General features: G+C 72.0%; 19 protein-coding genes. 11 read left to right on the top strand and 8 right to left on the bottom strand.

From position 1 onward, the window contains the following. The first annotated feature begins 178 nt into the window (after positions 1–178). Positions 179–949, top strand: coding sequence for a VOC family protein (locus ACFWYS_RS06565; RefSeq protein ID WP_384764243.1), 771 nt, complete (start codon positions 179–181; stop codon positions 947–949). 7 nt (positions 950–956) lie between these two features. Here ACFWYS_RS06565 and ACFWYS_RS06560 read toward each other — a convergent pair whose 3' ends face one another. Both ACFWYS_RS06560 and ACFWYS_RS06555 read right to left on the bottom strand, forming a co-directional pair. Further along, entirely contained in the window at positions 957–2,777 is a 1,821-nt protein-coding gene (locus ACFWYS_RS06560) for a hypothetical protein (protein ID WP_384764240.1), read from the bottom strand. A gap of 135 nt (positions 2,778–2,912) precedes the next feature. Further along, positions 2,913–3,449: a MarR family winged helix-turn-helix transcriptional regulator gene (locus tag ACFWYS_RS06555; protein WP_384764237.1), complete on the bottom strand. Its 537-nt coding sequence runs from the start codon at positions 3,447–3,449 to the stop codon at positions 2,913–2,915. A gap of 323 nt (positions 3,450–3,772) precedes the next feature. Here ACFWYS_RS06555 and ACFWYS_RS06550 point away from each other — a divergent pair, with 323 nt between their 5' ends. The 4 genes from ACFWYS_RS06550 (at position 3,773) to ACFWYS_RS06535 (ending at position 6,724) form a co-directional block, all read left to right on the top strand. Continuing rightward, positions 3,773–4,312 (top strand): DUF5134 domain-containing protein, encoded by a 540-nt coding sequence (locus tag ACFWYS_RS06550; protein WP_384764235.1) that lies wholly within the window; start codon positions 3,773–3,775, stop codon positions 4,310–4,312. A 105-nt stretch (positions 4,313–4,417) separates the two neighbouring features. Further along, positions 4,418–5,089: a phosphatase PAP2 family protein gene (locus ACFWYS_RS06545; protein ID WP_384764233.1), complete on the top strand. Its 672-nt coding sequence runs from the start codon at positions 4,418–4,420 to the stop codon at positions 5,087–5,089. A 66-nt stretch (positions 5,090–5,155) separates the two neighbouring features. Beyond that, positions 5,156–5,887, top strand: coding sequence for an HAD family hydrolase (locus tag ACFWYS_RS06540; RefSeq protein WP_384764230.1), 732 nt, complete (start codon positions 5,156–5,158; stop codon positions 5,885–5,887). Between the two features lie 150 nt (positions 5,888–6,037). Then, positions 6,038–6,724 (top strand): TetR/AcrR family transcriptional regulator, encoded by a 687-nt coding sequence (locus ACFWYS_RS06535; RefSeq protein ID WP_384764229.1) that lies wholly within the window; start codon positions 6,038–6,040, stop codon positions 6,722–6,724. Here ACFWYS_RS06535 and ACFWYS_RS06530 read toward each other — a convergent pair. Beyond that, positions 6,712–8,214 (bottom strand): LVIVD repeat-containing protein, encoded by a 1,503-nt coding sequence (locus ACFWYS_RS06530; RefSeq protein WP_384764226.1) that lies wholly within the window; start codon positions 8,212–8,214, stop codon positions 6,712–6,714. The genes ACFWYS_RS06535 and ACFWYS_RS06530 overlap by 13 nt on opposite strands. Before the next feature lie 65 nt (positions 8,215–8,279). Here ACFWYS_RS06530 and ACFWYS_RS06525 point away from each other — a divergent pair, with 65 nt between their 5' ends. Further along, a complete protein-coding gene (locus ACFWYS_RS06525) occupies positions 8,280–8,981 on the top strand; it encodes a DUF305 domain-containing protein (protein WP_384764224.1) in 702 nt (233 codons plus the stop codon). A gap of 51 nt (positions 8,982–9,032) precedes the next feature. Here the strand turns inward: ACFWYS_RS06525 and ACFWYS_RS06520 are convergent, their stop codons facing one another. After that, positions 9,033–9,560, bottom strand: a complete 528-nt coding sequence (locus tag ACFWYS_RS06520; RefSeq protein ID WP_384764221.1) for a DUF6214 family protein — start codon at positions 9,558–9,560, stop codon at positions 9,033–9,035. Positions 9,561–9,726: 166 nt separating this feature from the next. Here ACFWYS_RS06520 and ACFWYS_RS06515 point away from each other — a divergent pair, with 166 nt between their 5' ends. Together ACFWYS_RS06515 and ACFWYS_RS06510 are read left to right on the top strand one after the other, a co-directional pair. Next, positions 9,727–11,070, top strand: coding sequence for an FAD-dependent oxidoreductase (locus ACFWYS_RS06515; protein ID WP_384764218.1), 1,344 nt, complete (start codon positions 9,727–9,729; stop codon positions 11,068–11,070). A 129-nt stretch (positions 11,071–11,199) separates the two neighbouring features. Next, positions 11,200–12,609, top strand: coding sequence for a nucleobase:cation symporter-2 family protein (locus ACFWYS_RS06510; RefSeq protein ID WP_384764215.1), 1,410 nt, complete (start codon positions 11,200–11,202; stop codon positions 12,607–12,609). Here ACFWYS_RS06510 and ACFWYS_RS06505 read toward each other — a convergent pair. Then, the gene (locus tag ACFWYS_RS06505; RefSeq protein ID WP_384764212.1) at positions 12,529–12,882 is read right to left on the bottom strand and encodes an ArsR/SmtB family transcription factor; all 354 of its coding nucleotides are present in this window, start codon (positions 12,880–12,882) and stop codon (positions 12,529–12,531) included. The genes ACFWYS_RS06510 and ACFWYS_RS06505 overlap by 81 nt on opposite strands. A 150-nt stretch (positions 12,883–13,032) precedes the next feature. Between ACFWYS_RS06505 and ACFWYS_RS06500 the strand changes: the two genes are divergently transcribed. Beyond that, entirely contained in the window at positions 13,033–14,112 is a 1,080-nt protein-coding gene (locus ACFWYS_RS06500; protein ID WP_384764209.1) for an NADH:flavin oxidoreductase/NADH oxidase, read from the top strand. Positions 14,113–14,116: 4 nt separating this feature from the next. Here the strand turns inward: ACFWYS_RS06500 and ACFWYS_RS06495 are convergent, their stop codons facing one another. From ACFWYS_RS06495 to ACFWYS_RS06485, 3 genes are all read right to left on the bottom strand, one after another. Next, on the bottom strand, positions 14,117–18,388 hold the full coding sequence (locus ACFWYS_RS06495) for an HAD-IC family P-type ATPase (RefSeq protein ID WP_384764206.1): 4,272 nt from the start codon (positions 18,386–18,388) through the stop codon (positions 14,117–14,119). 192 nt (positions 18,389–18,580) lie between these two features. Further along, positions 18,581–19,906 carry a PHB depolymerase family esterase gene (locus ACFWYS_RS06490; protein ID WP_384764682.1) on the bottom strand — a complete coding sequence of 442 codons (1,326 nt, stop codon included), beginning with the start codon at positions 19,904–19,906 and terminating at the stop codon, positions 18,581–18,583. A 32-nt stretch (positions 19,907–19,938) separates the two neighbouring features. Next, complete coding sequence (locus ACFWYS_RS06485; protein WP_384764203.1) at positions 19,939–21,036, bottom strand: non-reducing end alpha-L-arabinofuranosidase family hydrolase; 1,098 nt, start codon at positions 21,034–21,036, stop codon at positions 19,939–19,941. Positions 21,037–21,356: 320 nt separating this feature from the next. On the opposite strand from ACFWYS_RS06485, the gene ACFWYS_RS06480 reads away from it, so the two are divergent. Then, positions 21,357–22,334, top strand: coding sequence for a polysaccharide lyase family 1 protein (locus tag ACFWYS_RS06480; RefSeq protein WP_384764201.1), 978 nt, complete (start codon positions 21,357–21,359; stop codon positions 22,332–22,334). Positions 22,335–22,366: 32 nt separating this feature from the next. Next, positions 22,367–23,149, top strand: a complete 783-nt coding sequence (locus ACFWYS_RS06475; RefSeq protein WP_384764198.1) for a pectate lyase — start codon at positions 22,367–22,369, stop codon at positions 23,147–23,149. The last annotated feature ends 139 nt before the right edge of the window (positions 23,150–23,288 follow it).

Below are 23,288 nucleotides of genomic sequence, written 5' to 3'. Positions count from 1 at the left end.
TCGGAGAACGGTGTCGGAAGGCCGCCATGCGATGCGGTACAGGGGCGAGGGTACGGCGGTGGCGGCGCCGGGCTCCAGTGGTTTTCCGCCGGATGGCCGGGGCCGGGGTGCCGGGCTTAGCGTGCTTGGGGAGGCGTGTTGGCGGAGCTCTTCCAGCGATCCCTGCGAAAGGAACGCCATGCAGCTCGACAAGCCGGTGGCCGGCGGGCCCTGCTGGGCCGAGGTGGGATGCCCCGATCTGGAGGCCGGCAAGCGGTTCTACTCCGCTCTGTTCGGCTGGCGCACCGAGACGGACGCCCGGGAGGAGATGGGCGGCTACACGATCGCGTATCTGGCGGACGCCCCGGTCTGCGCGCTCGTACCGCTGGGCGAGGAAGCACCGGCGCAGCCCGTTGTCTGGTACGTGACGTTCGCCGTGGCGGACCTCGACGCCACCGTGGCGAAAGTGCGGTCGGCGGGCGGGTCGGTGGTGTCCGAGCCCGGGGACGTCCCCGCCATGGGCCGCTTCGCCTCGGTGACCGATCCGCAGGGCGCCGCCTTCCAGCTGTGGCAGGAGCGGGGCTTCGCGGGCGCCGGTGTGTTCAACGCCCCCGGTTCCCTGGGCTGGGTGGAACTGCTGACCCGTGAGCCGGAGGAGGCGAAGGCCTTCTACACCTCGGTGTTCGGCTGGAGCGTCAACGCCTCTCAGCGCTACACCCAGTGGGGCCTGGACGGCGCCGACTTCGGCGGCATGGTGACGATGGACGACAAGTTCCCGCACGAGGTCCCCGCGCACTGGCTGCCGTACTTCGCCGTGGCCGACGTGGACACCACGGCGGCGGACGCGACGGAGGCGGGCGGCACCGTCCTCATGGAGCCCGCATCCGCGCCCGAGGGCCCGCGCATCGCCGTACTGCGCGACCGGCAGGGCGCGATGTTCGGCGTCTACGGCGCGGACTACGAGCGCTGAGGCCCGCCTATCCCCGCGCGGACAGCGGCGTCACCACGACACGGTCGATCACCGGAGCGTAGGCCGAGCGCCCGCCGTGCACGTTTCTGAACTCCCCGTCGAAATCAGGGAGTTCGCCGGCGGTGAAGGTGAGGGTGTTGGCGCCCTGGACGAGGGTGACGGGGACCGTGAGGGTCCGGAGGGCGTTGAAGTGGAAGGTGGTGGGGAACAGGACGCGGTACGGTGCGCCCCCGTTGACCGTGAGGTCGGCGTGGTGGCGGATCGGGTCCGGGGGGTCGTAGGTGGCCGGAGCCTGCTCACCGCCGGAGTAGCGGATGGTCAGGGCATGACGGCCCGCGTGCCGGGCGGTGACCGTCAGGGTGAGGGCGTTGCCGGGGCCGCCGCCTATGCCGTCCACCGCCTTGCCGCCCGTGGCGTACGGGAGTGCCGTCACCTTCGCGGTGCCGGTGAGGGTGCCGTCCTCGGCGGCGTACGCCGTGCCGGGCAGCAGGCCCCGGGCCGGGCCGACCCGCAGCCGGTCCACGATCAGCCGTTCCGAGGTGCCGGTGACCGTGACCTTGTTGATGCCGCCGGCCAGGAAGAGCGGCAGCGGGCCCTCCTCGACGCGTCCGACCGCCTCGCCGTCGACCGTCACCACGCCCTCTCCGGGGCCGAGCCGCTCGACGGTGACCGTCGCCTCGCCGTCGTCGGCCGCGTGCACCCAGAAGGCCGCGGTGCCGCCCCGGGGCAGTACGGCGACGCCGGGGCCCGAGGCGCCGCGGTGGGCGTGGCTGACGCGGGCGCCGTCGCGCAGGTCCGCGTACTCGGCGTCGTACAGCGCGGGGCCCTCGGTGTCGCACAGGGTGAGGTCCAGTCTGTCGATGACGGCGTCGCCCCTGGTGGCGCCGAGGTCCGGGTCCTGCACGGCGAGGGTGATCCGGTGGCCGCCCGCGGTGAGGTCGGCCTGTGTGTCGGTGCGGCCCCGGACGGCCCACTTGTGGCCGAGTGGCAGCAGCAGCTCGCGGGGCCGCTCGCCGTCGACGCGCAGGAAGACGCTGGTGGGCCCCTGCTCGCGGACCGGGTCGGCGTCGTCGCGGGAGTTGGCGTGGACGCTGATCTCGTACGTCCCGTCCTGCGGGACCTCCACGTCGAAGGCGAGCACCCCGTCGGAGCCGGTGCTTCCGGTGCAGGTCGCGTACTCGGCCTCGTAGGTCCGCCGCCAGCGCACCTCGGGCGGCAGCGGGTCGGCGCCGTGGCCGCCGGGTGACAGGATCAGGTGATACGCGGACATCTCGTCGAGGCCGGTGAGCGGCAGGGTCACCGTGCCGTCCTCGACCGGCAGTTCACCGTCCCGCAGCCTCAACGGCGGTCCGCTCGCGCCGACTTGGCCCGTCCAGCGGATCTCGTCCAGCCGCACATGCACCGTCGTGCCGAAGACCTCGGGGTCGACGTCGGCGAAGACGACGTTCGCGGTGCCGCCCGCGCCGCCGAACAGCAGCCGCGACTGCCGCTTCTCGGTGTCCAGGGTGGCGACGCCGTGCAGGGCGTACTCCACGTCGGTGGGCGGCGCGGTGACGCGCACGGCGCTGCCCGTCATACGGCCGTAGACGTTCAACAGCCAGCACTGCCCGTCGCCCTGGCCGGCGATGTTCCAGTACGCCAGGTCGAAGTCGGCCTCGGACTCCTCGATCGCGGCGATCCACCGCACCATCCGGCCCGGCACGGACAGGTGGTGGTCGTGGGCGGGCCAGGAGACGCGGTCGTGGCCCTTCGCGCCGCCGTGGAAGGGGCCCGTCCCGGCGCCGAGGTCGATCGTGAGCGTCTCGGGCCCGAGGTCTTCGGCTGCCACGGCACCCCTCCTTCGGTTCGACATGCCGTACGCGCGCCGGTGATCCGGACCGACCCGGTCGAACTTAGGAAGATCACGTATGCCGAGTCAACGGGGTTCCCACTCGGAAAGTTCCGAAACCGCAGCTCGGGGGGCTCAGACGCGCAGAGCGCCCAGCCGCCCCTCCAGCTGGGCCAGCAACTCGCCCAGCAGAGAGGCCAGTTCGTGCTGCCCCTTCGGATCGAGCCCGGACAGTACAGCCGTCTCGTACGCCAGTTGCTCGGGCAATGTGCCGTCGACGAGCTCCCGGCCCGCGTCCGTGAGGCGGAGGTGGGCGACGCGTCGGTCCCGGCTGTCGCCGCGGCGCTCCACCAGGCCGCGTTCGGTCAGCATCTTCAGGCGTTTGGTGACGGCGGCACCCGAGGAGAAGGTCTCGCGGGCGAGTTCGCTGGGGGTCAGCTCCTGGCCGGTGCGGCGCAGCGCGCCGAGCAGGTCGAACTCCGGGCGGCTGAGGCCGGCACGGCGCAGGGGGGCGTCCTCGGCCTGCTGGAGGAGGGCGGCGCAGCGGTTGATGCGGCCGATGATCTCGATGGGGGCCGTGTCGAGGTCCGGGTGGACTGCCTGCCACTGCCGGACGACGGCGGCCACCGTGTCCTGTCTCGTCCCGGTCGGCCCGCCGTTGGTCGCCGTCATGGCCGTACGCCCTCCGTCGTGTCGCTGCCCGTGCGCTGGTCCGGGTGCGGCCAGGATGTGTCGGACAGTCCCCGGCTCCGCCCCGTAGCCGCGAGCGTACGGGGTGCTGTCCGCTCGGTGCGCACGACCCGCTGCCTCCGCGTCGGCGGCGCGGGCTGCCGGGACCGGCGAGCGGTGGGTGACTGCTCGTGGCACATACCAGCGGCACGCCGACCAGCCGTGCTCCGCCGAGTGCTCCCCGTGTACACCCTTGCGCTCGCGTGCGCACCGCGCCGCCAGGGCATCGACGCACTGTCCGAGAGCGTCGAGCGGGGAGGGTGCGCGTGCACGGACCGGCTTCGCACGGCTGGCTGCTGGTCGCGCTGTGTGCGGCGACCGGGGCCTACTGTCTGCTGCGGATGCGCAGCCATGTCGAGGAGCAGCGCCGGGCCGCGGGCGGCGAGGCGCTGATGGGCTTCGGGATGGCGGCGATGGCGGTGCCCGCCGCGGTGTTCACGCCGCCGTCGTGGGCGTGGCCCGGCTACGCGGCCGTGTTCGGGGCGGCCGCCCTGCACGCGCTGTGGTCGGCACGGGCGGGTGCCCATCATCTGCACCACCTGGTGGGCGCGTCGGCCATGGTCTACATGGCGGTCGTGATGGCCGTCGCCCCCGGGCACGGCGGTGGGCCGGGCGGCTCCGGGATCCCGCTGGTGACGGGCGTGCTGCTCCTGTACTTCACGGGGTACGTGCTGCTGTCCGGGGTGCGGCTGGTGCCGGTGACCGCGGGCGGCGGGGCCGTCGCATGGGGCGACCGGCCGGAGTTGGCGCGGGCCTGCCGGCTGTCGATGGGGATCGCGATGGTGGCGATGCTGCTGACCCTCTGACCGGCGCCTGCCGACGAGGCCGTTACACCTGCGCATGCTGTGGCGGGCGTCGCAAATCCGCCCCCGCATTCGCCTCTCGCCCCTCCGGTCGGCGAGGATCGCAGTATGCACACCCGGTCCGTCGACTCCCCGCCCCGCCCGCCGGCCGAGCGCGGCACCTCCCGCTGGGCCGGTGCCCTGGCGCTGTGCTCCGCGCTGCTGCTCGCCCTGGTCGTGGTCCGGTGGTACCCGCTGATCCACCTCGACGGGGACATCGCCGAGACCACGCACCGCTGGGCGGTCGAGGAACAGGGCGTCACGCACGCGTTCCGCATCCTGACGGACTGGGTCTGGGATCCGTGGACCATGCGCATCCTGACCGCTGCGGTCGCGGTCTGGCTGGTGTGGCGCAGGGCGGCGCACTGGACGGCCGTATGGCTGGTGGCCACCTGTGCGCTCGCCACAGTGGTCCAGCAGACCCTGAAGGCCGTGGTCGACCGGCCCCGCCCCGTCTGGCCCGACCCCGTCGACTCCGCCCACTACGCCGCCTTCCCCTCCGGCCACGCCATGACGGCCACCGTGGTGTGCGGGCTGCTGCTGTGGCTGCTGCACCGTTACGGCGCCGGACGCGCCCTGTGGCGTACGGCCGTCGCCGTGGTCGCGGTCTCCGTGGCCGGTGTCGGTCTGACCCGGGTGTGGCTGGGCGTCCACTGGGCCACCGACGTCGTCGGCGGCTGGCTGCTGGGTGCGTTGGTCGTGCTGCTGGCGGTGCGGGTGCACACCCGTTGGCGGGGCTGACCCGTCCGAGCATCCGTGGCGGCGATCTTGCCGCGCGGTGGAACGCGGCCCCGTAGGATCCGGATCATGACCGCAGTTCTGTTCGATTTCTCCGGAACCCTCTTCCGTATCGAGTCCACCGAGTCCTGGCTGCGCGGAACGCTCGCCGAGGCGCGGTGGGAGCTCGAAGAGGCCGAGTTGACCGAGGCGGCGCAGGCGTTGGAGGCCATGGGTGCGCTGCCGGGCGGGGGTGATCCGTCCTGGCTGCCCGAGGACGTCGCGAGCGTCTGGGGGGTGCGCGACAAGAGCGCGGAGCTGCACCGGGCCGCCTATACCGGGCTCTCCCGGCATGTGCGGCTGCCCGACGAGGGGTTGCACGACCTGCTCTACGACCGCCACATGTCGCCGTCGGCCTGGGCGCCGTATCCCGACACCGCCGAGGTGCTGCGGACGCTGCGCGAGCGCGGCATCGGCGTCGGTGTGGTCAGCAACATCGGCTGGGACATCCGTCCGGTGTTCCGGGAGCACGGTCTCGATCCGTATGTGGAGACCTACGTGCTGTCGTACGAGCACGGCATCCAGAAGCCCGACCCGCGGCTGTTCAAGGCCGCCTGCGAGGAGCTCGGCGCCGATCCGCGGGACGTCGTGATGGTCGGCGACGACCGGCGTGCCGACGGGGGTGCCGCGGCGCTGGGCTGTGCGGTGCACTTCGTGGACCATCTGCCGGCGGCACAGCGGCCGGACGGGCTGCGGCCGGTACTGGATCTCGTGGGCGCCCAGCAGCGGGCCAACGGCAGCGAGCGTCGGCCGGACAAGTAGCCTCCGGCGACCACCCCGGGGCGCTCACCGGCCTCGGACGATCCCCCGCGTCGCCCGAGGCAGGCGGCAGCCCCCGGCAGGCCGAATGGAGGCCTGGCCGGAAGTGCTGAGTATAGTTGGCTGGCAGCCAGTCAACGCAGGAGTTACAGCATGTCCCCGCGCAGCGCCTCGGTCAATGAAGAGCTGCGGCGGCGGTCCCGGGAGCGGCTGCTGCAGGCGGCGGTGGAGGTCGTCGCCGAGCGCGGCTACGAGGCCACCACGCTCGGGGACATCGCGGACCGGGCGGGCTCGGCGCGCGGTCTGGTGTCGTACTACTTCCCCGGCAAGCGCCAGCTGGTGCAGTCCGCCGTGCACCGGCTGATGCACCGCACGCTGGAGGAGGCGCTGGAGCGCGAGCCGCGCAGCGAGGACGGCCGGGAGCGGCTGGCCCGGGCCATCGACGCGATCCTGGGCCTGGCCCGGGACCGGCCGGTGCTGATGCGCCAGCACATGGCGGGGATCCTGCTGGGCGAGGGCTTTGTGCAGTGCCCGGAGCAGCGGCGGCTGGCCGAGCTGTTGCGGGACACCTGCGTGCGGTACGGCTCGCGGGACGTCGACGCCGACTACCCGATGCTGCGGGCGCTGCTGATGGGCGCGGTCTACGCGGCGCTGGTGCCGGGGGTGCCGATGTCCGTGCCGGTGCTGCGGGCCGAGTTGTTCAAGCGCTACCGGCTGGAGTGGGAGATGGGTGTCCCGCCGGATTCGGGGACCGAGCCCGGCGGGACGTGCGACACGGATCTGTCGCGGTTCTTCGCGACCGGGTCCTCACCCGGCTGCCCGGAGGGTCAGTCGAAGTAGTCCGGCTGTGTCTGGACGTTGAGTTCGCGCTGGTGGACCCAGCGGGCCGGGTCCGTGCGCTTGTCGTTGATCCGCAGGATGTCGAAGCCCCTGGCGATCTCGTTCGAGTAGATGTGGCCGTTGTAGTAGTACGCCGACCACGAGCCGCCCGACTTGAGGACGTCGGTGGAGAGCGGGCCCCGGTCGAAGTAGGCGATCTCCTTCGGCTTGGCGGAGTCGGTGAAGTCCCAGACCGAGATGCCGCCCTGGTACCAGGCCTGGACCATGATGTCGCGGCCCCTGACCGGGATCAGCGAGCCGTTGTGGGCGACGCAGTTCTCGGTGTCCGCCTGGTGGCGGGGGATCTTGAAGTAGCTGCGGAAGACGAGCTTGCGCTTGTCGCCCTTGCCGACGATGTCGTAGATGCCGTCGGCGCCGCGGTCCGGGCCGGTCGCGGCGTTGCAGGTGGCCGCTCCGCCGCCGCCCAGTTCGTCGGTGAAGACGACCTTGTTGGCCTTCTGGTTGAAGGTCGCCGAGTGCCAGAACGCGAAGTTCACGTTGTCCTGGACCTGGTCGATGACCTTCGGGTGCTCCGGGTCGGCGATGGAGAACAGGATGCCGTCGCCCATGCAGGCGCCCGCGGCCAGGTCCTTGCCGGGCAGGACGGTGATGTCGTGGCAGCCGGTGGTCTTCGAGACGCCGGGGTTGGTGGGCGCGCCCGGGTTGCCGCCGCCGTCGGGGCCCTCACCGGGGAACAGCACCGGGAAGCCCACGACCGCCGCCTTCTCGGGGGCCTTGCGCGGCACCTTGATCACCGAGATGCCGTCGTGCGGCGGCTGGCAGTCGGGGTAGGTGGCGTTCGGCGAGTACGAGGAGACGTAGATGTAGACGTTCTTGCGCTCGGGCACCAGCGAGTGGGTGTGCGAGCCGCAGGCGGTCTCCACGGCGGCGACGTACTTCGGGTTGGTCTTGTCACTGATGTCGAAGACCTTCATGCCCTCCCACGAGGACTTCTCGGTCGCGGGCTGCGTCGTGCTGTTGCAACTGCTGTCGCTGCGCGAGGAGTCGGTGGACAGGAAGAGCAGGTCGCCGGAGACGGAGACGTCGTTCTGGGAACCGGGGCAGAGGACCTGGGCGACCGTCCTCGGCGCCTTCGGGTTGCCGATGTCGTAGATGGTGAAGCCGTCGTAGTTGCCGGCGAAGGCGTACCTGCCCTGGAAGGCGAGGTCCGAATTGGTGCCCTGGAGCGCGCCCTTGGGGACGTGCGCCAGATGCTCGATGTTGTCGGAGTGGACGATCTCGTCCTGGCCGGGTATCTCGCCGTCCGCGAGTGCCTCACGGACCTCGGCGCGGGTTCTCTCGGAGACCTCCTTCTCCGCGACAGGGCCGTCTCCCGGGTCGGGGGTCGCGACGGCCGGCTGCGCGGTGAGCAGTGTGGCGAGGAGTCCGGCGGCGGCAGTGGCAACTGCCAGGCGTCTGCGCCGTGTTCGGGGATTGCTGAACAGGATCACTGTTTCTCCTCCCTTGTTCCGTTCGCACTGGAACGGTTCACGCACGCCCGAGTATGGTCTTCGCCATGCGCATATCAACAGGGGGCAATGTACATGTAACCGAGTCACCATTGCGCCAAAAGGCCCTCACCAGGGCCGTGTTGGCCTCGCTGGCCGCCCTGGCGGTGCTCGCGCTCGGCGGCTGCGACTCCGACTCGGACGCCAGGTCGGCCCCGCAGAGCGGGCCTTCGGTGATCGTGCCGGGCAAGCCCGGCGAGTCGAACCAGAAGCTGTCCGCCGAGGAGGCCGCACGACAGCGCGCCGAGGACGACTCCCCCAACTCGGCGGACGTCGCCTACGCACGGATGATGATCGAGCACCACGCCCAGGCACTGAAAATGACCGAACTCGCGCCGGACCGCGCCGAGTCGAAGAAGGTCAAGGCGCTCGCCGGGCGGATCGCCGCGGCGCAGGGCCCGGAGATCAGCGCCATGAAGGGCTGGCTGAAGAACCACGGCAAGTCCGAGAAGGCCGACGGGAGCGAGGGGCACCAGCACGCCTCGATGCCCGGCATGGTGACCGAGGCACAGCTGAAGAAGCTGCGCGCCGCGCATGGAACGGCGTTCGACCAGCTCTTTCTCACCCTGATGATCACCCATCACGAGGGCGCGATCACCATGGCCACGGATGTGAAGGGGCAGGGCAACAACATCGTGATCGAGGAGATGGCGGACGAGGTGGTCGCCCAGCAGACGAGCGAGATCACGCGGATGCGCGACATGCTCTGACCGGCCCGCCCGACACGCTCCGCGACGCCGGGGCCGAGGCCGGGACCGGGCTCAGCGGCGGGCCCGGCGCCTGGTCAGGAAGCCCGCGTCGCGAGCCTCGCCGATCAGCCTGAGCGACTTGCGGCGGCCGTACCCGGTCGCCCGCATCACCGCGAGGACCGGGTCGGCGCCCTCCTCCTGGGCCTCGCGGTACTTCTGCGCGACGAGCCACCGCCCCTCGGCGCCCCGCGGCCAGCCCGGCCGGGCACCATCGCCGTCCGCCTCACCCCCCTCCGCCTCGGCGCCGTCGGTCGCCACCCCGATCCCGCACGCGTCGAAGAGCGGATCCTCGATCCAGTCGGCGAGCGCCGCGAGGTCGTCGAGGGACAGCGCCGGCTCGGCCCGTACGTCCTCGATGGAGACGCACCCCTTGGCCAGCACGGCATGCGCGTCGACCCGGGCACCGTCACCGAACTCCAGCCGGACACCGAACCATGTCGTGGCCCCGGCACCGTCCCGCACTTCCCACGCGGGCCATACGGAGACGGCGCCCTCCGCCGGACGACGATCGGAAAGATTAAGAAAGGATGCTTCCAGCACACACGCAACGTAACCGCATGATCACATTCCATACTGAACGAACACGCGCCCCTACCGACGCACAGCACCCTGTCAGCGGAGCGGCGGCGGTGCGATGCTGGACCTGAGAGCGACTCCTGAAGTTCCCCGAAGATCCCTCGGACACCCTCGGACAAGGAGTTCCGCTGTGCTGCATGTCGCCGTCGTGGGCTCCGGGCCGAGCGGGTGCTACACCGCCCAGAGCCTTGTACAGCAGGATCCCGACGTGGTCGTCGACGTCCTGGACCGGCTGCCGTGCCCGTACGGCCTGGTGCGGTACGGGGTGGCGCCGGACCACGAGAAGATCAAGTCTCTGCAGAACAATCTGCGCACGGTGCTGGAGCACGAGCGGGTGCGGTTCCTCGGCGGCGTCCAGGTCGGCCCCTCCGGGGTGCCGACCAGCAGGCTCCGCGAGCTGTACCACGCGGTCGTGTACTGCGTGGGCGCCGCCACCGACCGGCACCTGGGGATTCCCGGCGAGGATCTGCCGGGCAGCTGGTCGGCGACCGAGTTCGTGTCCTGGTACAGCGCCCACCCCGACGCCGTGGACGACGGCTTCGTGACCGGCGCCCGGTCGGCGGTGGTCATCGGCATCGGGAACGTCGCGGTGGACGTCACCCGGATGCTGGCGCGGGGCACGGCGGAACTCAGCCCCACCGACATGCCCCAGGCCGCGCTCACCGCCCTCGCCGCGAGCCGGGTCACGGACATCAGCATGGTCGGCCGGCGCGGCCCCTCGCAGGCCCGCTTCACCACCAAGGAGCTGCGCGAGCTGGGCACCCTGCCGGACACCGAGGTGAGCGTCGACCCCGGGGAACTGGCCCTGGACCCGGCCTACGCCGACCCGTCCGGCCTGCCCGCGCCGCAGCGCCGCAACATCGAGGCTCTGCGCGCCTGGGCCGAGGCCCCGGCACGGGAGGCCGGCCACCGCATCCGGCTGCGCTTCTTCCTGCGGCCCGTGGAGCTCCTCGCCGACGCGGGCCACGTGTCCGCGGTGCGCTTCGAACGGACGGCGCCCGACGGCCGGGGCGGGGTCACGGGCACGGGCCGGTACGAGGACATCGCGGCCCATCTGGTGCTGCGGTCGGTCGGCTATCGCGGCGTACCGCTGGAGGGCCTGCCGTTCGACACGACGACCGGCACGGTGCCGCACGACGCCGGACGCGTACTGCGCGAGGGCCTCGTCGCGCCGGGCGAGTACGTGGCGGGCTGGATCAAGCGGGGCCCGACGGGCGTCATCGGCACCAACCGTTCGGACGCCAAGGAGACGGTGACCTCACTGCTGGCCGACGCCTCCGCACTCGTATGCGAAGAGGTACCCGAAGACCCGCTCGCGGCACTGCGCGCCGAGGGGGTCGAGCCGGTCGAGTGGACGGGTTGGTGCGCGATCGAGCGGGCGGAGGCGGAGCTGGGGGCGTCGCTGGGGAGGGCTGTGGTCAAGCTCCCCGACTGGCAGTCACTGATGAACGCCGCACACGGAAACGCCCTTTAGGGGCGCGGGGCTGTATCGATTTGCGGCTCCGCCGCGTGGGCGCGAGCAACCACCCACCACCCGCACCCGGACACCAACCGGCAACACCCCCGAAATCAACAACCTGTTCAAGGAGCCTACGGTCCGCCCATGACCACAACCGCACCCGTACACCCCGTCGACGAAGTCCCACCCGCACGCCACCTCGCCGCCTTCGGCCTCCAACACGTACTCGCCATGTACGCCGGCGCCGTGGCCGTCCCCCTGATCGTCGGCGGCGCCATGAAGCTGCCGCCCGCCGACCTGGCGTATCTGATCACCGCCGACCTCCTGGTGTGCGGCATAGCCACGCTGATCCAGTGCATCGGCTTCTGGCGCTTCGGCGTGCGCCTGCCCATCATGCAGGGCTGCACCTTCGCCGCCGTCTCCCCGATGGTGCTGATCGGCACGACGGGCGGCGGGCTGCCCGCGATCTACGGCTCGGTCATCGTCGCGGGGCTGGCGATCGTCCTGCTGGCACCCGTCTTCGGCAGACTCCTGCGCTTCTTCCCACCCCTGGTCACCGGCACCGTGATCCTGATCATCGGCCTCTCCCTGCTGCCGGTCGCGGGCAACTGGGCGGCGGGCGGCGTGGGTTCGGCGGACTTCGGGGAGCCGAAGAACCTGGCGCTGGCCGCGTTCGTCCTGGCGGTCGTGCTCGGTGTGCAGCGGTTCGCGCCGGCGTTCCTCAGCCGGATCGCCGTACTGATCGGCATCGTGGTCGGGCTCGGGGTCGCGGTGCCGTTCGGGTTCACCGACTTCGGCGGTGTCGGCGACGCCGACTGGCTCGGGATCAGCACGCCGTTCCACTTCGGGGCGCCCACCTTCGAGTTCTCGGCGATCGTGTCGATGCTGGTGGTGGCGCTGGTGACGATGACCGAGACGACGGGTGACCTGATCGCGGTCGGTGAGATGACGGGCCGCAAGGTCGAGCCGCGCTCGCTCTCGGACGGCCTGCGCGCGGACGGCCTCTCGACCGTGCTGGGCGGCGTCTTCAACACCTTCCCGTACACGGCGTACGCGCAGAACGTGGGCCTGGTCGGCATGACGCGGGTGCGCAGCCGCTGGGTGGTCGCCACCGCGGGCGGCATCCTCGTGCTGCTCGGTCTGCTGCCCAAGCTGGGTGCGGTGGTGGCGGCGGTACCGGCGCCGGTGCTGGGCGGCGCCGGTCTGGTGATGTTCGGGACCGTCGCCGCGAGCGGGCTCCGGACGCTGGCCGGGGTGGACTTCAAGGGCAACAACAACCTGACGGTGGTGGCCGTCTCCGTGGCCATGGGCATGCTGCCGGTCGGTGTGCCGACGATCTACGAGAAGTTCCCGGACTGGTTCCAGACGGTGATGAACAGCGGTATCAGCGCGGGCTGTCTGACGGCGATCGTGCTGAACCTGCTCTTCAACCACCTGCCCGCGAAGGCCGGTTCAGGGGCTTCCGAGGCGGATTCAGGCGTCGCCGAGCCGGGCGGCCTGGTGGGCGACGGCGTCGAGGAGGGCGTCGAGAAGTCCCGGGAAGAGGCCGTCTAGGTCGTCCTTGCGCAGGCCGTTCATCTTGGCCGTGCCCCGGTAGATCTGCTGGATCACACCGCTCTCGCGCAGCACCCGGAAGTGGTGCGTGGTGGTGGACTTGGTGACGGGCAGGTCGAAGTGCGAACAGGAGAGCTCGTCGCCGACGGCGGCGAGCTCTCGCACGATCTGCAGCCGCAGCGGGTCGGACAACGCGTGCAGCACGCCTTCCAGGCGGATCTCCTCACGCGCCGGATGCGGGAGGTCTCGGCTGCTGACAGCGGGGCTGGTCACGGCGGCTCCACTTCCTCGGGTTCCCCCCGGCCGGGCCACGTCGCAGGGGTTCCGTCCATTGTACGAGACCTCTCGTAGTTTGACATCTCCCGTACTACGATGCCTATCGTACGAGTCGACCGCTGGTCCCCGTGACGATTGGAGTCAGCCATGAGTGCGCTCTTCGAGACCTACACCCTGCGCGATGTGACGATCCCGAACCGGGTGTGGATGCCCCCGATGTGCCAGTACTCGGCAGCACCACTGGGCCCCGACATGGGCGTCCCCGACGACTGGCACTTCGCGCACTACGCCGCCCGCGCGGCCGGCGGCACCGGGCTGATCATCGTCGAGGCCACCGCGGTCAGCCCGGAGGGCCGCATCACCCCGTACGACCTGGGCATCTGGAACGACACCCAGGTCGAGGCGTTCCGCCGGATCACCCGGTTCCTGGTGTCGCAGGGCACCGTGCCGGCCATCCAGCTGGCCCACGCCGGGCGCAAGGCGTCGACCGACCAGCCCTGGAAGGGCGGTGCGCCGGTCGGGCCGGACGCCTACGGCTGGCAGCCGGTGGCGCCGAGCGCGATCGAATTCGCCGACGGGCACCCGGTGCCGAGTGAGCTGACGGTGGCCGGGATCCAGGAGATCGTGGGCCAGTTCGCGGACGCCGCCCGCCGCGCCCTCGCCGCCGGATTCGAGATCGCCGAGATCCATGGCGCCCATGGCTATCTGATCAACGAGTTCCTCTCGCCGTACTCCAATCGCCGCACCGACGCATACGGCGGCTCGTACGAGAACCGCACCCGGTTCGCCCTCCAGGTCGTGGACGCCGTACGGGAGGTGTGGCCGGACGACAAGCCGCTGTTCTTCCGTATCTCGGCGACGGACTGGCTGGAGGACGAGGGCTGGACGGCCGATGACACGGTCCGTTTCGCGGCCGACCTCCGGGCGCACGGCATCGACCTGCTCGACGTGTCCACCGGCGGCAACGCCGCGCGGGCCCGTATCCCCGTCGGGCCGGGGTACCAGGTGCCGTTCGCCGCGCGGGTGAAGGCCGAGACCTCGCTGCCGGTCGCCGCGGTGGGGCTGATCACCGAGGCGGAGCAGGCGGAGAAGATCCTGGCCAACGGGGAGGCGGACGCGGTGCTGCTCGGGCGGGAGTTGCTGCGCAATCCCTCGTGGGCGAGGCATGCGGCACGGGAGCTCGGCGGGGACGTGAAGGTGCCGGACCAGTACCACCGGTCCGTCTGATCGCCTACTCGTTTGATCCCCTGCTCGCGAGCACGTCGAGAGTGATGGCCGCGGCGACGCCCGCCCACGCCACCGGGCCCAGCGGGGTGCAGCCGAAGAGGTGGCTGAGGCCGGGGGTCTCGACCACGACGAACAGGGCGGCCGCGGAGCCGAGAACCGTGGCGCGTACCAGGGGACTGCTTCGGCGGTCGGTCAGTGTCTGGGCCAGCTGGGTGCCGACCACACCGCACAGCGCCATCGTGGTGGAGCGGCGGGCCGTGCCCGGGGTGAAGCGGCCGAACAGCCAGGCGGCGGTCGCGCCCAGGGTGGTGGTGAGGGCGCGGTGGCGGATCTTGCGGATCAGGGGGGCGCCGAGGACGGAGTCGCCCAGCGGCTCGGATTCCGGCTCCCCCGCCCCCTCCGGCTCCCCCGCCCCGTCCGGTGTCACCGCCACCGCCATCGCCGGGAACAGGTCGGTGAACAGGTTCACGAGCAGCATCTGACGGGTGGACAGGGGCGACGCGCCCGACAGGGCGGTGCCGAGGAGGCCGAAGCCCACCTCGCCGGCGTTGCCGCCGATCAGGATGGCGATGGCGTCGGCGACGCTGTGCCACAGGGCACGGCCCTCGGCGACGGCCTCGACGAGGATCGTCAGGTCGCCGTCGGTGAGGACCACGTCGGCCGCGTTGCGGGCGGCGGCGGAGCCGCGGGCGCTGATGCCGACGCCGATGTCGGCGGCGCGGATGGCCGCGGCGTCGTTGGCGCCGTCGCCGACCATGGCGACGACCCGTCCGGCGTCCCGCAACGCCTCGATGACCTGGAGCTTCTGCTCGGGCGCGACCCGGGCCACCACGCCCATGTCGTCCAGCATCCGGGTGCGTGCCTCCCGGTCGGCGGAGGCGAGTTCGTCGCCGGTGACCACGCCGGTGTCCTCGGGCCAGCCCAGTTCGGCGGCGATCGCGCGGGCGGTCTGCGGATGGTCACCGGTCAGCATGACGGGTCGTACACCTGCCTTGCGCAGGCCCTCGACGAGGGCGGTGGAGGTGTCGCGCGGTACGTCGGCAAGGGCGAGGAGGCCGGTGAACTCCAGCTGCTCCAGGGGCTGTTCGAGGAGGTCCGCCGCCTTGTCCGGTGCGTCGAGCGGACGCCGGGCCACCGCCAGGACGCGCAGTCCGTCGGCGGCGAGGGCCTGGGCCGCCTCCGTCGCCGCCTCGGGCAGGCCGGCGCAGGCGGGCAGTACCGTCTCGGGGGCGCCCTTGACCACGAGCACCGGGGTGTCGCCCCGGGACCGGCCCACGGCGGCGGCGTAACCGCGGCCGGCCTCGAAGGGCAGGCCCTCCGTCTGGGACCACTCGGGGTCGGGGGCGGCGGCGTCCAGGACGGCCTCGTCGGTGGCGTGGACGGGCCGGCCGGAGCCGCCGTCGAGCTGGGGGCAGGCGCGGGCGGCGATCCGCAGCGTGGTGCCGGCCGCCGACTCGTCCCGGGTGCGGACCGTGCCGTCCGCGTCGGTCACCCGCACCAGCCGCAGCCGGTTCTCGGTGAGCGTGCCGGTCTTGTCGAAGCAGATGGTGTCCATCCGGCCGAGCGCCTCCAGGGTGCGCGGCGCCCGGACCAGGACTCCCCCGCGGCTCAGCCGGCGGGCCGCCGCGAGCTGCGCCACGGTCGCCACCAGCGGCAGCCCCTCCGGGACCGCGGCCACGGCGACGGCCACCCCGCCGCTCACCGCCCGGCGGATCGGTGTGCCGCGCAGCAGCGACAGGGCCGTCACTCCGGCGCCGCCCGCGAGGGTCAACGGCAGGGCCTTGTCGGTGAGTTCACGCAGCCTGGCCTGAACTCCGGCGGACGGTGGCGTACGGGCGGCGAGGGCCACCGCCCGGGCGGCCTCCGTGCGGTCCCCGGTGTCCACCACGACGGCCCGGGCCTGCCCGGCCACCACGGTGGTGCCCTCGAACACCATGCAGCGGCGGTCCGGCACGGCGGCGTCCGGTGTCGGGTCGGTGCCCTTGTCGGCGGACAGGGACTCCCCGGTCAGCGCGGACTCGTCCACCTCCAGGCCGTCCTCCCAGAGCAGGCGGGCGTCGGCGGGCACCACGTCCTCCGCCCTGAGTTCGATGACGTCGCCGGGGCTCAGCTTGGTGGCGTCCACGACATGGGCCCGGGACGACGGTTCCTCGGTCGTGACCCGTGCCTTCTGTTTCTGCTTGGCCAGCAGCCCGGACAGCGCCCGCTCGGCCCGCATCCGCTGGACGCCGCCGACCAGCGCGTTCAGGTCGAGCGCGCCGATGACCAGCAGAGCGTCCACGACGGAGCCGAGGATCGCCTCGGCGGCCGAGCCGACGGCCAGGACCGGGGTGAGGGGGTCGTCGAGTTCGCCGCGCACCGCCCGGGCGAGCCGCAGCGGTCCGCTGACCGGTGCGAGGACGCGCTGTCGGCCCAGTGTGCGCAGGGCGCCACGCGCCCGGTCGGCGGCCTGCTCGGACAGGGTCGGCGTGGGGCCCGGCTCGTGCTCCAGCCGGTCGCGGACCTCGGTGGGCGGCAGCTCGTGCCAGGCCACGCGCGGCCGGGGGTGCGGGGCGCGGGCCAGGGCCACACCGAGGGCCGCCCGGACGCCGGTCAGCAGGGCCCATGCCGCGCTCGCGTCGACCGGTGTGTGCCGCAGCCCGGGCCAGGGCGTACGGCGCCCGCGCCGGGACTTGCCGACGGCCACCAGGAGCCCGGACAGGGCGGCACCGGACCGGGCCAGGACCTGCGACCTGCGGCCGACCCCGCGTGCGGCGGGGACCGCTCGCAGCAGCCGCCACACATCGGCCAGGCCGTGCAGGGCCAGCACGTCGGCGCCCCAGAGGACGGCCCCGTCGCGGTCGGTGAGGGCGACGGCCACATCGCCGGCGAGCAGCCCGGCGAACACCTCCTCGTCGCCCGCTTCCGGCCGGGCCACCGTGACGACGACACCGCCCTCGCCGCGCACCGCGTTCACCACATCGCTCAGCGACCGCCCGTCCCCCACCACCTGGTCCGCGAGACCCGTGAAATCGGCCAGCGCGGGATCGTCCACCATCACGACCCGCAGACCGGCGCGCCGTGCCGCGTCCAGCACGGCCTCGGCCCAGGCGTCCGCACCGTTGCCGGAGGTCCGCAGCGCGCTCGGATGCAGGACGACGGTGTCGGCCATCTCCAGTTGCCGGAGCCGTTCGGTGTCGCGCACCAGGACGCCCGTGCGGGACAGTGTGCCGCTCAGTACGGCGTGGAAGGCGGCGGGCCCGTAGCGCGCGGCCTTGGGAGAGCCCGCGAGCACCGCCTCCGCCGCCTCGGTGCCGTCGTGCTTGACCAGCAGCGTGGCCACCGCGCCCACCAGGCTGCCGACCTCGGCGTGCAGGGCGTACTCCTGGGCCGGGGAGGTGCGCAGCGGCGGGCGCGTACGGCCGTCCCGGGCCACGCTGGGCCGCTCCGGCACACAGACCTCGTCGTGGACCATGTCGAACGCCGCCGCGCGGGCCACCGTCTCCGCCAGTTGCAGTGTGCGCAGCACGCCGTCGAGCACCAGGGCGGCCGGGGTCCGGCCGGCACCGTGGGCGACCGCGTTCGCGACGGCCAGCGCCAGGTCCATCCGGGAGCGGCCGATCCTCGTCCGCAGCCAGGCCCGGAAGCGCGGGTTCTCCCGCAGCAGCGTCACCAGCGCCGTCACCGACCGGGGTGCGGCGGGCAGCCGCAGGGCATAGCCGGTGAACGCGGTGGCGATACCGATCCCGTCGGCGGCGAGCGTCGTGGCGGCGGCCCGCACTCCGGCGGGGTCGGCCGGATGGACGGGTTCCTCCACCGCCGCGTCCACCGGCTCCTCCGTCGTGGCCAGGCCGTACCGGGCCGCGAGGTCGGTCGCCTTCTCCAGCACCAGGTCGCCGGCCGCCTCCTCGACGGCGGTCACCACCAGTCGGCGCAGTCCGCCGTCCCAGTAGGCGAGGGCCACGTCGGGCCGCTCCGCCAGCGCCGCGGCGACCCGGCGCGCCGCACGTTCGGTCCCGCCGTGGCGCCGTACCCGGTCCGGCGCCTCGGGCCGCAGCGCGAGGTGGGTCCGGGTGCCGGAGCGCCAGGGGCGCGGGCCGACGGCCAAGGCGTTGCGGGCGACCCGCGCGACACGGGCCGCGGTGTCCGCGCCGCGTACCCCGGCCCGGGCCGTGGAGGCCACGGCGCCCGCGGCGGCTCCCACCGCGGGTGCGGCTGTGCCGGCCAGCAGCCGGGGCCCGGTCATGAGCAGCCCGGCCGTGGCGGCGGTCGGACGTGTGAGGAGTCCCAGAACCATCGCTCGCCCTCACTCCACCTCGCTCGACAGCGCCTTCCGTGCGGCCCGGGTTCCCGCAAACGGCATGTCATCCGCCCACGGGTGTCCCGGCACGGCAGGTCGGGACCCCTGTGGGCGGCGAGGTTCGCGGCATCGGACGGCGGATCGTCGGGGCCGTGCGCTCACGCCCCGGCCCCGACAGGGATCCGTATGTCAACCGGCCGTACAGGCCGTCCCGTTGAGAGTGAAGGCGCCCGGTGCGGCACTGTTCCCGCTGTGGTTCGCCTGGTAGCCGATGCTGACGCTCGCTCCTGGGGCGAGCGCCGCGTTGTACGAGGCGTTGGTCGCCGTCACGGCGCCGGTGGCCGGGGTGTACGTGGCTCCCCAGCCGTTGGTGATCGTCTGGCCGGCGGGCAGGGTGAGGCCGAGCCGCCAGCCGTTGATCGGCGTCGTGCTGGTGTTGGTGATCGTCAGCGAGGCGGTCAGGCCGGTGTTCCAGGCGTTCGTGGTGGCGGTCACCTTGCAGGCGCCGGGCTGGGGCTGGGGTGCGGGGCCGCCGCTGTCCAGGCCGAAGAAGGTGAGCACGCGGGCCGCCATGCCGTTCGCGTAGAGGTTGTGGCCGACGCCCTGGAGGCTGATCGCCTCGACGGGGGCCCGGTCACCGGTGCCGCCGTAGCGGGTGCGGGTCCAGCCGGACTGGGGCGTGTCCGTGGCGGCGGGGGTCTGGCCGACGCCCTGGACGTTCGTCCACTGCTTGATCATCTCCCCGAAGTTGGGGTAGCGCAGGACGTCGTCCTCGGTGCCGTGCCACAGCTGCATGCGGGGCCGGGGTCCGGTGTAGCCGGGGTGGGCGGCGCGGGCGATGTCGCCCCACTGCTGTGGGGTGCGGGTGATCGTGCCCTGTGCGCAGGCGCTGTTCCACTCGGAGCCGTCCGTGGTGGCGAAACAGCCGAAGGGGACACCGGAGAAGGCGGCGCCCGCGGCGAACACGTCGGGGTAGTCGCCGAGCAGGACGTTGGTCATCATCGCGCCGGAGGAGATGCCGGTGGCGAAGACGCGGCCGGTGTCGGCGTCGTAGGTGCGGGTGGCCCAGTCGACCATGGACTTGATGCCGACCGGGTCGCTGCCGCCGCCCCGCTTCAGGGCCTGCGGCGAGGAGACGTCGAAGCACTTGCTGCTGCGGGTGACGGACGGGTAGACCACGACGAAGCCGTACTGGTCGGCGAGGGTGTCGTACTCGGTGCCGTTGTACATGTCCGGTCCTGAGCCGGTGCACCAGTGCACGGCCACCAGGACCGCCGGGTGGGCGGTGACGCTGTCCGGCACGTACACGTACATACGCAGGTTGCTGGGGTTGGTGCCGAAGTCGGTGACCTCGGTGAGGGTCGCGGTGGGGACGGCGTCGGCGGCCTCGGTGCGGGCGGTGGCCGCGGGGGCGGTGACGAGCAGTGCCGCGAGCAGCGGCAGAAGAGCTCCGAAGAGGGCGACGAGCAACGCGCGGTGCGGTCCTGTCGGGGTGGTGCCGGTGGGGGTGGGCACGTCCTTGTCCCTTCTGGCGCTGTCGATACGGGTCAGCAGGAGCTGTTCGTCCGGGTCAGCAGGCCGAGCCGCCACGGGAGTTGGGAGTAGTCGCCGCCGGAGGCGGGGTCCATCCCCTGGTACAGGTACTGGAGGCGGCACGGGTCGATCGTGAGGGTCTGGTCGTTGCCGTCGCGGATCATCTCGCCGTGGCTGAAGTCCGTGGTCCACGCGGGCTGTCCCGGCCCGAAGGTCACGTTGGTGGAGCGGATGAACGGGTTGGCCTCGGTCTCCGCGAGCGGTTTCCACGCGCCGCCCAGGCTGTCCGCCGTCCAGGCCCGGAAGTAGCGCCGCCAGTCGGAGCCGGTCGCCAGCGCCTCGACGAGCATGAGGTACTTGCCGTCGGCGCCGAGCCGGTAGACATTGCTCGCCTCGAAGAGGTCGAAGCGGTTGGGCTCGGACAGCACGATGGTCGTGTCCCGGAAGCCGTTCGGGAACTCGGCGACCGTGGTGCGCGAGCGGTACTGGTGGCCGTTGCCGTCGGAGGAGAACAGATAGCAGTCGGTGTCGTCGCAGATGACCCAGAAGTCGAGCCAGCCGCCCTGGCCCTTGTTCTCGGTGACGATCGGCGGCTCGGCGTCGAAGAAGTTCCGCGGCGCGCTCCAACTGCCCGGGTTCGCCGGGTCGTCGGTGGTGGAGAAGGACGGCGGGCCGGTCTGGTAGACCATGTACCACTTCTTCTGCGGTGCGAAGTAGAACACCTGGGGCGCGGCGGCGTACCGGTCACCGATGTTCGGGTTGGTGTCGAGGAAGGTCTGCGGCGCGGCGGCGGCCTGGGACCAGTCGGTGAAGCTGGTGTGGGCCAGGCTCCAGCGGCCGGAGGTGTCGGCGGTCGTCATGTAGACGTGCCACCGGTCGCGGTAGCGGAAGACGGTCGGGTCCTTGACGGAGACGACCGGGTGGGCGGCGTCCGGCTTGGGCGCGATCAGCGGGCCGCCGGACGACCAGGTGAAGGAGCCGGGTAATCGGCCGGCCCGGTCCTGGACGGGGCTGCCGGCCGCCGCGCGGTCCGGGGCACCGGCCACGGCTCCGAAGGCCAGCAGAGTGAGCACCAGCCCGCTGATCAACGTACGCATATGTGGGGACGGCATGGACTCGTCCTCTCGCGGGGAAAGCGTCCGGAGAGGGCATCGTGGCATGGACACGCTCATGATGGAAGCGCTCCCACGCCACCCAGACCGAGCTCTCCGAGAGAGCCCTTGCCTTCCATCGACCCTTGTCAGGACTGACCGAATTCTTCCGCGCAAAGCGTTGACTAGAAAGCGCTTGCACTCTACGTTCCGTTCAGCAGTGTGACCGAGCCGCAGAGCACCAACCCTCACACGGCCACTCTGCCCGCGCGCGGCGTTCCACATGACACACATCGTTCACGTACACGATCGAGTAGGTCCTTCTGAAGGGACACACCCGCATGCGTACTCTCCCCCCACGTACACGCCCGCAAAGAACCGCACTGGTGACGGCCGCCGCAGCCGCCCTCGCCACCGCGGCCGTCCTGGTCCTGCCGCAGCACGCCGGGGCGGCCGAGACCTCGCCGATCGGGTTCGGCGCCGGTACGACCGGCGGCGGCAGCACCTCGGCGGTCACCGTCTCGACACTGTCCGCCTTCAAATCGGCGGTGACCGGCAACTCGGCCAAGGTCGTCCGGGTCAACGGCCTGATCTCGCTGAGCGGTCAGGTCGACGTCGGCTCCAACACCACGGTGCTGGGCGTGGGTTCGTCGTCGGGGTTCACCGGGGGCGGGCTACGACTGAAGAACGTCAGCAACGTCGTCGTCCGCAACCTGAACATCAGCAAGCCGGTCGCGCCGTCCGACGGCATCACGGTCCAGGCGTCGACGAAGGTGTGGATCGACCACAACTCCTTCTCGGCCGACCGTGATCACGACAAGGACTACTACGACGGGCTGCTGGACATCAATCACGGCTCGGACAACGTCACGGTGTCCTGGAACACCTTCAAGGACCACTTCAAAGGCTCGCTCGTCGGTCACAGCGACAACAACGCCGGCGAGGACACCGGGCATCTGAAGGTGACGTACCACCACAACCACTTCAGCAACGTCTACTCGCGCATCCCCAGCCTGCGCTTCGGCACCGGACACTTCTACAACAACTACGTGGCCGGCGCGGACACCGCCTGCCACTCGCGCATGGGCGCCCGGATGCTCGTGGAGAACAACGTCTTCCGCGACACCAAGATCGCCGTCACCACGAACCGCAGCAGCGACGTCGACGGCTACGCCACCCTGCGCGGCAACGATCTCGGCGGGGCCGCGACCGAGATCTCCCAGGAGGGAAGCTTCACGCCGCCCTACAGCTACACCGCCGAGTCCGCGTCCACCGTCGTCTCCTCGGTGACGTCCGGCGCCGGCGCCGGAAAGCTCTGACCACCCCCACAACCGGAAGAAGGCATCGGGACATGACTTCACCAGCAAAGCCCCGCGCCCGCCGGCGCGCGCTGACCGGCGGTCTGACGGCACTCGGCCTCTCGACTGTCATGATCACGACAGTCGGAGCGCCACCGGCGAGCGCCGCTTCCTGGCCGACGCCCACCAGCAGCCAGCCGGTGAGCTCGACCATCAAGGTGTCCGGCGTCCGGGACGGCGGCATGGTCCGCTACTACGGCAGCGGCGACCTGGCCGGCGACGGCCAGGAGGAGGGCCAGGACCCGATCTTCGAGCTCGCGGCCGGCGCGACGCTGAAGAACGTCATCATCGGCGCGCCCGGTGCCGACGGCATCCACTGCGAGGGCAACTGCACGCTGCAGAACGTGTGGTGGGAGGACGTCGGCGAGGACGCGGCCACCTTCCGGGGCGGCTCGACCTACACGGTGACCGGCGGTGGCGCCAAGAAGGCCGCCGACAAGGTCTTCCAGCACAACGGGCCCGGCACGCTGAACGTCTCCAACTTCGCGGTCAGCGAGTTCAAGACGCTGTACCGCTCGTGCGGTGACTGCTCCACGCAGTACACGCGCAAGGTCAACCTCAGCAACATCGAGGTGACCGGCACGGGGTCGACGGCGCGCCTGGTCGGCATCAACGTCAACCGCAACGACGTGGCGACGCTGCGCGGGATCACGATCCTCAACGACGCCGCCCGCAAGGTCGTCCCCTGCCAGAAGTACAACAACAACACGGCCGTGGGCACGGGGCCGGACAGCACGAACTGTCTGTACTCCAGCTCGGACATCACCTACCGGTAGTCCCCGCCCGCAGGTAGTCCCCCCACGGTGAAGGCGGCCGTCCGGAGCGTCCCCGCCCCCCCCGCCCGCCGGGCCCGGGGTGAATCCCCCCGCCGGGCGGGGCCCCCCCGGCCCTGGGGGCCCCGCCCGGGGGGCGGCG

The organism is Streptomyces sp. NPDC059010 (genome assembly GCF_042740355.1).
Taxonomy (GTDB): domain Bacteria; phylum Actinomycetota; class Actinomycetes; order Streptomycetales; family Streptomycetaceae; genus Streptomyces.
This window is presented reverse-complemented; position numbering and strand designations above follow the sequence as displayed.

Excerpts from the sequence above, each read along its gene's own strand:
- ACFWYS_RS06565 (WP_384764243.1), top strand. The coding sequence starts at position 179 with ATGCAGCTCGACAAGCCGGTGGCCGGCGGGCCCTGCTGGGCCGAGGTG.
- ACFWYS_RS06480 (WP_384764201.1), top strand. The coding sequence starts at position 21,357 with ATGCGTACTCTCCCCCCACGTACACGCCCGCAAAGAACCGCACTGGTG.
- ACFWYS_RS06545 (WP_384764233.1), top strand. The coding sequence starts at position 4,418 with ATGCACACCCGGTCCGTCGACTCCCCGCCCCGCCCGCCGGCCGAGCGC.
- ACFWYS_RS06535 (WP_384764229.1), top strand. The coding sequence starts at position 6,038 with ATGTCCCCGCGCAGCGCCTCGGTCAATGAAGAGCTGCGGCGGCGGTCC.
- ACFWYS_RS06475 (WP_384764198.1), top strand. The coding sequence starts at position 22,367 with ATGACTTCACCAGCAAAGCCCCGCGCCCGCCGGCGCGCGCTGACCGGC.
- ACFWYS_RS06500 (WP_384764209.1), top strand. The coding sequence starts at position 13,033 with ATGAGTGCGCTCTTCGAGACCTACACCCTGCGCGATGTGACGATCCCG.
- ACFWYS_RS06495 (WP_384764206.1), bottom strand. The coding sequence starts at position 18,388 with ATGGTTCTGGGACTCCTCACACGTCCGACCGCCGCCACGGCCGGGCTG.
- ACFWYS_RS06525 (WP_384764224.1), top strand. The coding sequence starts at position 8,280 with ATGCGCATATCAACAGGGGGCAATGTACATGTAACCGAGTCACCATTG.
- ACFWYS_RS06540 (WP_384764230.1), top strand. The coding sequence starts at position 5,156 with ATGACCGCAGTTCTGTTCGATTTCTCCGGAACCCTCTTCCGTATCGAG.
- ACFWYS_RS06555 (WP_384764237.1), bottom strand. The coding sequence starts at position 3,449 with ATGACGGCGACCAACGGCGGGCCGACCGGGACGAGACAGGACACGGTG.
- ACFWYS_RS06485 (WP_384764203.1), bottom strand. The coding sequence starts at position 21,036 with ATGCCGTCCCCACATATGCGTACGTTGATCAGCGGGCTGGTGCTCACT.
- ACFWYS_RS06510 (WP_384764215.1), top strand. The coding sequence starts at position 11,200 with ATGACCACAACCGCACCCGTACACCCCGTCGACGAAGTCCCACCCGCA.